Here is a 9,903-nt window from a genome sequence, read left to right as displayed (position 1 = left end):
AACTGTCAATATTACGCCGCAGAAACAGACGACCGGTATTGGAATTGCCAACCTACTGTTATTAAAGGATATATAGGAAATTCTAAGCAATATTAGAGCGAAATGTTATTTAAAACTGTATCGCTAGAGAAACAAACGCCACCTACGCTGCTGCATGTGAATCACCGAAAAAACGACTGCTCAAGCCGACGAGTTACCTGGAGATCTACATCTATCTGATAGTCAATCACATTTACCGGTAGCGGGTGCGCCGCATGGTCAACCTGGCTTTTCGGTGGGGAGGACGCAAATGCAAAAGCAGTCGAGCACCCGCTCAGAACTGTCGGACGCGATTTTTCGCCTGCGCCGCAGCTTTTACTCGCTGGCAGCGTTCAGTGGCGTGATCAACGTCATGATGTTGACGCCAGCTATTTATATGCTGCAGGTTTATGACCGGGCCCTGGTCAGTCGCAACGTCACAACCTTGACGATGTTGACGATTCTGGTAATCGGCCTGTTCTTGCTGATGGCCACGTTGGAAATGTTCCGCACCCGCGTGCTGATCCGGGTCGGCAACTGCCTCGACATGGACCTCAATCGACGCATTTTCACCGCTGCCTTCGAGCGCAACCTGAGCCGCGCGGGAGGTAACCCGTCCCAGGCCCTGCAAGATCTCGCTCAGGTGCGTCAGTTCCTCACCGGCAATGGCCTGTTCGCATTCTTTGACGCGCCATGGACGCCGATCTACCTGCTGGTCGCCTATCTGATCCACCCGCTGCTCGGACTGGTCACGCTGATCGGTTCGCTGATTTTGGTGGGCCTGGCTTATCTCACCGAGAAGGCGACACAAAAACCACTGGCCGAAGCCAACCAGGCTGCCCTCTCCTCCGCCAGCTACGCCAACAACAACCTGCGCAACGCCGAAGTCATCGAGGCCATGGGCATGCTGCCGTCGATCGGCAAGCGCTGGTACCAAAGTCATTTGCGCATTCTGGAGATGCAGACCCTGGCCTCCGACCGTGCCGCCCTGATCAGCAGCATCGGGCGCTTCGTGCGCATCACTTTGCAGTCACTGATCCTCGGCGCCGGCGCCCTGCTGGCGATTGAAGGCAAAATAACCCCCGGGATGATGATTGCTTGCTCAATCCTCACCGGCCGCGCGCTGGGCCCGGTGGAACAAGTCATCGCGTCATGGAAGCAGTTGCTTGGCTGTCGTTCTGCCTGGGGCCGGTTGAACGAAATGTTGAACGATTATCCGCGCCGGCCACCGAGCATGTCGCTGCAGCGGCCGCTAGGCATGCTGACGGTGGAGAACGTATACGCCGGAGCCCCCGCCACCAACAATACGATTGTGCGCGGGGTGAGTTTCAACCTTTCTCCCGGCGAAAGCCTTGGCATTATCGGTCCATCCGCCTCGGGCAAATCCACCCTCGCCCGCCTGTTGGTCGGCGTCTGGCCGGCACAGGCCGGCAAGGTGCGCCTGGACGGCGCGGACATGTTCACCTGGAACAAGGGCGAACTGGGCCCCTGGATCGGTTACCTGCCACAGGACGTGGAACTGTTCGAAGGCACCATCGCCGACAACATTGCGCGCTTTGGCGAAGTGGACAGCGACGCGGTCATTCGCGCCGCCAGGACGACTGGCGTGCACGAGATGATCCTGCGTTTCCCGCAGGGTTATGAAACCCGTCTGGGCACCGATGGCAGCCCGCTTTCCGGTGGCCAGAAGCAACGCATCGCCTTGGCTCGCGCACTGTATGGAGAACCCAATCTGATTGTGCTGGACGAGCCGAACGCCAACCTCGACGACGTCGGTGAAAAGGCCCTGGTCGATGCCCTCGCCCAACTCAAGAACCGCGGCGCCACCGTCATTCTGATTTCCCACCGTCCCAATGTGCTCTGCGCCGTCGATAAGGTGCTGATGCTGCGCGACGGCGGTGTGCAGATGCTCGGCACTCGCGACGAAGTATTCGCAGCGCTGCGCAAGGCCAGTGTGATGCCTGCCGGCGCATCAACTCCACTGGCCTCCGTCAAAGCACGGGAGTGACCGATCATGCAGATGAGCCAACACAGCGACATGATTCTCGCCGATCCCAGGAACGAGGTGGACCTGGACGTCGGTAAACACGTGCGCTGGGGCATGTTGCTGGTACTCGCCGGCTTCGGCGGTTTCCTCCTGTGGTCCTGGCTGGCGCCGCTGGATGCTGGCGTGGTGGCGACAGGCACGGTCAAAGTCACCAGCAACCGCAAAGCCGTGCAGCATTTGAGCGGCGGCACCGTGGAGGCCATTCTCGTTCGCGAAGGCGATACCGTGAAAAAAGGCCAGGAGGTAGTCCGCCTCGACTCGCTGCGCGCCCTTGCCGAACAGGGTGCGGTTGGCGCCCAGTACATCGTCAGCAAGACGGTGGAAAACCGACTGGAAGCGGAACGTGACGCGCGCAGTGTGGTGACCTTCGATCCCGAACTGCTCAAACGCTTCGGCAATGACCACCGCCTGGTAGCCGCCATGGATCTGCAACAGCGTCTTCTGGACACCCGGCGCGCCGGTCTGGCGGGCGAAATCAGCATCCTGGAGGAAAACCTGGCGGCGTCGCAGGTGCAGCTCAAGGGTCTGCAGCAGGTCTATGGCGCCCGCGCCTCGCAAATCAACTTCCTCAACCAGGAACTGCAAGGCACCCGAGTTCTGGCGGCCGAAGGCTATGTGCCGCGCAACCGCTTGCTTGAGCTGGAACGCAGCAACGCCGACCTCTCGGCCGGCCAGGCGGAGAACCTCAACAACATCGCTCGCGTGCGTAGCCAGACTACCGAAATCAAGTTGCGCATCCTGCAGCGCCAGCACGATTACCTGAAGGAAGTCGAATCACAGCTGACTGAAACCGCCAAGGAAAACACCACCCTGGCCGACCGCTTGCGCGCGCTGGACTATGAAGTGACCCACACGGTGATACGGTCGCCCATCGACGGCATGGTCCAGTCCCTGAGCATTGCCACCGTCGGGGGAGTCATTCAGCCCGGCTTCAAGATCATGGAAATCGTCCCGGTCAACGAGCCGCTGCAGGTCGACGCAATGATTCCCGTGCAGGCCATCGACAAGATGGTCCCCGGCCTGCCCGTGGACATCGCGTTCCCGGCCTTCAACCATGCGCAGACGCCAAACATTCCCGGCCGCGTGAAGACCATCTCCGCTGACCGCCTGCTCGACGAGGAAAGCAAGCAACCGTTCTATCTGGCTCAGGTGGAAGTCACACCCGATGGCATGAGGCTGCTTGGCAGCAATCACATTCGCCCTGGCATGCCCGCCAGCGTCACCATCAAGACCGGTGAGCGCAACTTGATGAGCTATCTGCTCAAACCGATGCTCGAACGTGTGGACAGCTCCTTTAAGGAACAATGAAATGGACCGTCATTGCATATTCTTCTGCCTGCTGGGGTTGTCCCTGCCGGCCAGCGCCATGGACCTCAAACAAGCCTGGGATCTGTTGCAGTACCAAGGTCCCGTCTACCGTGCCGCCGTGCATGAAAAAGCCGCCGGCGAGGAAAACCGCGCCATCGGCAAGGCCGGCCTGCTGCCGCAGGTCAATGCCTCGGCCTACGACAACAAGGTCAATGGCACCCAGCGTCAGAACGGCATCGACAGGGATCTCGACTACGACTCCAAGGGCGCGAACGTGCGCCTGCGCCAGCCGCTGTTCAACAAACAGAAGATGGCCGAGTACCGCCAGGGCAAGCAGCGTGCCGACTACAGCGTCGCAGTGTTCGATGCCAAGAGTCAGGACGCCGCGGTGCGCTTGGCCGAAAGCTATTTCGACGTGCTCCTGGCCAGCGAAACCATCACCCTTGCCCAGTCCAAGCTGAGCGCTTTCGAAGAGCAACTCGCCTCGGCGAAACGGCGCATGGAGTTGGGGGCCGGCACCGTCACCGACATCGACGAGTCGGCCGCTCGTCGCGACCTCGCCGAGGTTGAGCTGATCGAAGCCCAGGACAACCTGGTCAACGCGCGCCGCAAGCTTGAGGAATATATCGGTGAAACCCCCGAATCGCTGACCACCTTGCGTCCGACCTTTGATACACCACCACTGCTACCAAGCGACCTGCAAGACTGGTTGGTCAAAGCCCAGACCGACAGCCCGCTGATCCATGCGCGCCGTCATGGCAGCGACCTCGCCGAAGAAGAAGTGAAGCGCGCCAAGGCCGGCCACTGGCCAACGCTGGATTTCGTCGCCGGATATACTGCGGGCGATAGCCAATCAATCTCCGAGTTGAACCAGCGCAACCGCTACGGTTCAATCGGGCTGGAAGTAAACATCCCGTTGTACAGCGGTGGCGGCACCAGCGCTTTGGCACGCCAGGCCAGCGCCAATAGCTACAAGGCCCTGGACGAACTCGACGCCACGCGCCAGGAAGTCATCACCGGTACCACCCGTGAGTATCGCGGCGTACAGAGCGGCGCCCAGCGTATTCGCGCCCTGGAGAAAGCAGTGGTGTCCAACGAACGCTCACTGGCTTCGACCCGCAAGGGCTTCAAGGAAGGAGGTACCAGCACCAACTCGGACGTCCTCAATGCCGAAGAACTGCTCTTCGTTGCGCGCCACGACCTGTTCGAAGCCAAGCTGCGCTACTTGATGTCGCGCCTGCGCCTGGCCTCCTCGGTGGGTAGCCTGGGCGACGACGATATCGACCACATCAACGACTATCTCGGACCGGAACTGTTGGTCACCAACTGACGTTCACCTGCAGCTGACAAGCCGGGAGTTGTTCGAGAGGACAACGCTCCACAGTTTTGAGGGGTCGTTTTCGCAGATCCCCCGATCAAACACACGACACGCTCCAAAGCTGATCCAGCTTCCTGGTGTAGCTCTGGCTCATCATCTCCCGGCGCATGCCCCAATCGGGATTGCCCGGCACACTGGCCGCGCGAAGTGTCCCCTTCCCCACCGGCCATTGATCTGATCCAGCACCGCCATGACGCGGCTCGCCTCGGCCGGTTGCGAAGTGGAGAACAAATCATCGGTATACTCGCCGGGCTGGCACAGGTTCAGCAGCATGACTTCCGCCTTGCTGTAGGCGAAGCCGGGGCGGAATACCCGATCCAGCGCGTCGACGGCGGTCTGGTCAGCAGGCGCAGGTCAACCGTAGGATACGGCAGGTCCACCACGACACCGTTGGCGTATTTGGCTTCCTCGGGGCTGAACATGCCGGTGCGTATGCTGACCCGGATCTTCTTGCACAGCGAATTCTGTGCCCTGATTTTTTCCGAGGCGCGCATCATGTAGGTGGCGACGGCCTCCTTGATCGGTGCAAGCTCCTTGCGCCGCAACTGGTTTCGAACAACCATTTGTAGCGATTGCGCTCGGCTTCCAGCTCGTCCAGGCGCGCGGCCAGTTCCGGGTAATGGCTCTTGCGCGCCGAATGACTGCCTAGTCCGAGCAGTCCGGCCAGCGCCCGTTGTTGCTCGTCAGAGGGCTTCACCATAGACGACCTCGACATCGCGCTGGCTGGATTCACGCGGGTTGGTGAGGATGCACGGGTCGTCCATGGCGTGTTGCGACAGGAATGGAATGTCCGAGGTCCTGACCCCATGCAAGCCGAGGGTTTCGTGGAAACCGATCGCATGCTTGAGAGCGATCAGGTGTTCGACCAGGCGCCCGCAGATCTGCCGGTGATTGAGGCCACGGCAGTCGATGCCGAACGTCTCGGCGATGACCTTGAAGCGGTCCGGTGCCGAGTCGTAGTTGAACGCCACGACGTGTTCCACCAGCACCGCGTTGCACAGGCCATGGGGCAGGTCGAGAAAGCCGCCGAGGCTGTGGGACATGGCATGCACCGCGCCGAGGATCGCGTTGGAGAACGCCAGGCCGGCCTGCATGCTGCCGAGCATGATTTTCTCGCGCAGGGCGATGTCGGTCGGGTTGGCGATCATCTGCACCAGGTTGCCGTTGATCAGGCGCATGGCTTCCAGCGCATGGGGATCGGTCAGCGGCCCGTGCCCGGTGGACACGAAGGCTTCGATGGCGTGCACCAGCGCGTCGATGCCCGTACAGGCCGACAGGAACGGGTCCATGCTCAGGGTGGTTTCCGGGTCGATCAGCGACACGTCCGGCACCACCGCCTTGCTGACGATGGAGAACTTCATGCGTTCCTGCTGATTGGAAATGATCACGAACTGCGACACGTCGGCGGAGGTGCCGGCGGTGGTCGGGATCAGGATCAGCGGTGGACTGGGCACGCGGATGGTGTCCACGCCTTCGAACTCGAGGATGCTGCGGCCATGGGCAACGACAATGCCGATACCTTTACCGCAATCCATCGGGCTGCCGCCGCCGACGGCGACGATCACATCGCAGTGGTTTTCCCGGTACAGCTCGGCACCGAGCATCACCTCTTCCACACGCGGGTTGGGCGAGACGGCGCTGTACAGGCAATATTCGATGCCCAGGGCTTGCAGGCTGGCTTCGACATCCGCCACCCAACCGGCGGCAATCACTCCCGGATCGCTGACCACCAGCACCTTGCGCGCACCAAAGGTCTTGGCGTAGTTGCCGACGTTGTGCCGGCAACCGGCACCGAAGATGATTTCCGGCGAAACGAATTTACGCAGCTGGCTGAGACTCTGGCTCATTGGAAAGCCTGTTTTTATTGTTTTGGAAGGTAAGGCCCACACTAACGCATCCGGCTGCGAATGCAATCAGACCAATGGCTGGGTTCACCACAGGTCCCACATTGGAATTGTGTTGCCGGGGTCATCCGCGGTAGATCAGCTGCGAAGCCTTCGCATTGCGCAACGTCAGGTGTTCCATGCCCTGTCCCGGCACTTCTGCTTCCTCGCGAGCCTTGAGGATGACGCCATGGTGAGGCGACTTGCTGCACACCGGGTCGGCATTGGCGGCTTCGCCGGTGAGCATGAACGCCTGGCAGCGGCAGCCACCCAGGTCCTTGTGTTTTTCATCGCAGGAACGACACGGCTCCTTCATCCAGTCATCGCCACGGAAACGGTTGAAACCCAAAGATTGGTTCCAGATGTGCTCGATGCTGTGCTCGCGCACGTTGGGAAACTGCACAGGCAGTTGCCGGGCGCTGTGACAAGGCAAGGCCGTGCCGTCCGGGGTGATGTCGAGAAACAGGTTGGCCCAGCCGTTCATGCAGGTCTTGGGTCGTTCTTCGTAGTAGTCCGGGGTGACGAATATCAGCTTGCACGGATGACCCTGCGCTTCGAGTCGCTCGCGGTATTCATTGGTGATGCGCTCGGCCCGTTGCAATTGCTCCCGGGTCGGCAACAGGCCGACGCGGTTGAGCTCGGCCCAGCCATAGAACTGGCAGGTGGCCAACTCGACGAAATCCGCCTCCAGCTCCAGGCACAGATCAATGATCTTCGCGATGTCATCGATGTTGTGCCGATGGGTGACGAAGTTCAGCACCATCGGATAACCCTGGGCTTTCACCGCCCGGGCCATCGCCAGCTTCTGCGCGAAAGCCCTGCGCGAGCCGGCGAGCATGTTGTTCACCGCTTCGTCGGCGGCCTGGAAACTGATCTGGATGTGATCGAGCCCGGCGACCTTGAAGTCGCGCACCTTCTGCTCGGTCAGGCCGATGCCGGAGGTGATCAGGTTGGTGTAGTAGCCCATGTCCCGCGCGGCCTTGATCAACTCGGCCAGGTCTTGCCGCACCAGGGGCTCGCCACCGGAAAAGCCCAACTGTGCGGCGCCCATGTCCCGCGCCTCACGAAAGACGCGAATCCATTCCTCGGTACTCAGTTCCTCGCCATGCCGGGCGAAATCCAGGGGATTGGAGCAATACGGACACTGCAGCGGACAGCGATAGGTCAGCTCCGCCAGCAGCCACAACGGCGGCCCCGGCAGCGCCTCACTCGATCCAGAATTGCGCATGGGCCACCTCCAGGAATGCCAGCACGTCCTCGTCGATGCCCGGCACGTCGGGAAAACTCGCCGTCAGCCGATCGATGATCGCCGCGACGCTGCGCTGGCCGTCCACCAGATCGAGAATCTGACCGGCACTGGTGTTGAGCTTGATCATGCCTTCGGGGTACAGCAGCACATGGCAGTCCTGGCGCGGTTCCCATTGCAGGCGAAATCCCCGGCGCAACGACGGTGACTGCTCGCGACTGATCAGGCTCACAGTTCAATCCCCCGATGCCAGACGTTGTCCCCGGTGACGGTGTGATACGGCGGGCGTTCCAGCTCATAGGCCATACTCATCGCGTCGAGCATGCACCACAGCACGTCGAGCTTGAACTGCAGGATCTGCAGCATGCGTTGCTGGGCCTCGAGGGTAACGTAGTGCGCAAGCGTGATGCGCAAGCCGTGTTCGACATCCCGTCGGGCCTGACTCAGGCGCGTGCGAAAGTAGTCGTAGCCGGCGACGTCGATCCATGGGTAATGGGTCGGCCAGGCATCGAGTCGCGACTGATGGATCTGCGGCGCGAACAGTTCGGTCAGCGAGCTGCTGGCCGCCTCCTGCCAGCAGGCACGGCGGGCGAAATTGACGTAGGCATCCACGGCGAAACGCACGCCGGGGAGCACCAGTTCCTGAGAGAGGATCTGCTCGCGGTCGAGCCCCACCGCCTCGCCCAGGCGTAGCCAGGCTTCGATACCGCCCTCGCTGCCCGGTGCACCGTCATGATCGATGATCCGTTGCAGCCATTCCCGGCGCACTTCGCGGTCCGGGCAGTTGGCCAGGATCGCGGCATCCTTGAGCGGGATGTTGAGCTGGTAATAGAAGCGATTGGCGACCCAGCCCTGGATCTGTGCGCGGCTGGCGCGGCCGGCGTACATGGCTTGGTGGAAGGGGTGATGGATGTGGTAGTAGGCGCCCTTGGCGCGCAGGGCGGCTTCGAATTCGCTGGGGGTCATGGGGGTGTCGGTCATTGCGGGTCTCCGAATTTGGCGGTGTCTGAACTGACGCCTTCGCGGGCAAGCCCGCTGCTACAGGGGCTGCGGTGTTCACAAAACCTGTGGGAGCGGGCTTGCTCGCGAAGGGGTCGTCGGCTACAGCTCAATACTCATGCCGTCATAAGCCACTTCGATCCCCCGCCGCTCCAGCAAGGCCCGCTCGGCCGAGTCTTCATCGAGGATCGGATTGGTGTTGTTGATGTGGATCAGCACCTTGCGCTGGCGGGGAAAAGCTTCCAGCACTTCCAGCATGCCGCCGGGCCCGCTTTGCGCCAGGTGGCCCATCTCGCTGCCCAGGCTCTGTCCGACTTCGCACAGACGCATCTCGTCGTCGCGCCACAGGGTGCCGTCCAGCAACAGGCAATCGGCGCGCGCCATCCAGGCCAGCACCTCATCGTCGATCTGCCCAAGGCCCGGTGCGTAGAACAGCGAGGCGCCGCTGTGCTGGTCTTCGACGAACAAACCAATGGTGTCGCCCGGTTGCGGGTTGCCGCGATGGGGTGAGTACGGCGGCGCGTTACTGACCAATGGAATCGCCCGCAACTGCAACTGCGGGCAAGCCGCGATCTGGAAGGGCTCGCGGTCCAGTTCGATCGGTTGCCACTGCAGGCCGCCGTTCCAGTGACCGAGCATGGTGAACAAGGGGAAGCCGCTGCTGAGGTCCTGGTGAACCCGCTCGGTGCACCACACCTCATGCGGGCAGCCTTCGCGCAGGCTCAGCAGCCCGGTGCAGTGATCGATCTGGCTGTCCAGCAGCACCACGCCGGCGATGGCGCTGTCACGCAAGCGTCGCGCCGGTTGCAGCGGCGCAAAACTCTCGAGTTGCGCGCGAATGTCCGGTGAAGCATTGCACAGCACCCAGTCCACACCGTTGTCGCTCAGGGCGATCGACGACTGTGTGCGACGCTGCGCCCGCACACTGCCATTGCGCACACCGGCGCACTGGCGACAGTTGCAGTTCCACTGCGGAAAACCACCGCCGGCGGCGGAACCGAGAACGCGGATGTGCATGGGCAAT

At 61.6% G+C, this 9,903-nt stretch carries 9 protein-coding genes and 1 pseudogene; 3 read left to right on the top strand and 7 right to left on the bottom strand.

Features of this window, described 5'->3' with window-relative positions; translation table 11 throughout:
• Positions 1 to 289 precede the first annotated feature (289 nt).
• Genes NQL71_RS04470 through NQL71_RS04460 form a run of 3 tightly spaced genes read left to right on the top strand, consistent with a single transcriptional unit; the run spans position 290 to position 4,703 of the window.
• On the top strand, positions 290 to 2,026 hold the full coding sequence (locus NQL71_RS04470; protein WP_046817123.1) for a type I secretion system permease/ATPase: 1,737 nt from the start codon (positions 290 to 292) through the stop codon (positions 2,024 to 2,026).
• Between the two features lie 6 nt (positions 2,027 to 2,032).
• A complete protein-coding gene (locus NQL71_RS04465; protein WP_046817122.1) occupies positions 2,033 to 3,373 on the top strand; it encodes an HlyD family type I secretion periplasmic adaptor subunit in 1,341 nt (446 codons plus the stop codon).
• A 1-nt stretch (position 3,374) separates the two neighbouring features.
• Positions 3,375 to 4,703, top strand: coding sequence for a TolC family outer membrane protein (locus tag NQL71_RS04460; RefSeq protein ID WP_077185937.1), 1,329 nt, complete (start codon positions 3,375 to 3,377; stop codon positions 4,701 to 4,703).
• A gap of 85 nt (positions 4,704 to 4,788) precedes the next feature.
• On the opposite strand, the pseudogene NQL71_RS04455 reads toward NQL71_RS04460, so the two are convergent.
• The 7 genes and pseudogenes from NQL71_RS04455 to pqqB all read right to left on the bottom strand — a co-directional run.
• Positions 4,789 to 5,293: pseudogene (locus NQL71_RS04455) on the bottom strand (DUF4113 domain-containing protein); the annotation flags it as partial.
• Positions 5,245 to 5,451: a hypothetical protein gene (locus tag NQL71_RS04450; RefSeq protein ID WP_274642347.1), complete on the bottom strand. Its 207-nt coding sequence runs from the start codon at positions 5,449 to 5,451 to the stop codon at positions 5,245 to 5,247. The gene NQL71_RS04450 and the pseudogene NQL71_RS04455, both read right to left, overlap by 49 nt.
• Positions 5,435 to 6,598 (bottom strand): alcohol dehydrogenase-like regulatory protein ErcA, encoded by a 1,164-nt coding sequence (gene ercA / locus NQL71_RS04445; RefSeq protein ID WP_046817120.1) that lies wholly within the window; start codon positions 6,596 to 6,598, stop codon positions 5,435 to 5,437. The genes NQL71_RS04450 and ercA overlap by 17 nt, the downstream gene beginning before the upstream one ends.
• Before the next feature lie 121 nt (positions 6,599 to 6,719).
• Positions 6,720 to 7,862, bottom strand: coding sequence for a pyrroloquinoline quinone biosynthesis protein PqqE (gene pqqE / locus NQL71_RS04440; protein ID WP_274642321.1), 1,143 nt, complete (start codon positions 7,860 to 7,862; stop codon positions 6,720 to 6,722).
• Entirely contained in the window at positions 7,840 to 8,112 is a 273-nt protein-coding gene (gene pqqD, locus NQL71_RS04435) for a pyrroloquinoline quinone biosynthesis peptide chaperone PqqD (RefSeq protein ID WP_046817118.1), read from the bottom strand. The genes pqqE and pqqD overlap by 23 nt, the downstream gene beginning before the upstream one ends.
• Positions 8,109 to 8,861 (bottom strand): pyrroloquinoline-quinone synthase PqqC, encoded by a 753-nt coding sequence (pqqC, locus tag NQL71_RS04430; protein WP_046817117.1) that lies wholly within the window; start codon positions 8,859 to 8,861, stop codon positions 8,109 to 8,111. Before pqqC ends, pqqD begins: the two co-directional genes overlap by 4 nt.
• A 120-nt stretch (positions 8,862 to 8,981) precedes the next feature.
• On the bottom strand, positions 8,982 to 9,896 hold the full coding sequence (gene pqqB / locus NQL71_RS04425; RefSeq protein WP_077185939.1) for a pyrroloquinoline quinone biosynthesis protein PqqB: 915 nt from the start codon (positions 9,894 to 9,896) through the stop codon (positions 8,982 to 8,984).
• Positions 9,897 to 9,903 lie beyond the last annotated feature (7 nt).

It is taken from the genome of Pseudomonas serbica, assembly GCF_028823535.1.
Classification (GTDB): Bacteria; Pseudomonadota; Gammaproteobacteria; order Pseudomonadales; family Pseudomonadaceae; genus Aquipseudomonas; species Aquipseudomonas serbica.
Note: the sequence above shows the minus strand (reverse complement) of the source record. Positions and strands in the feature narration are given on the sequence as shown.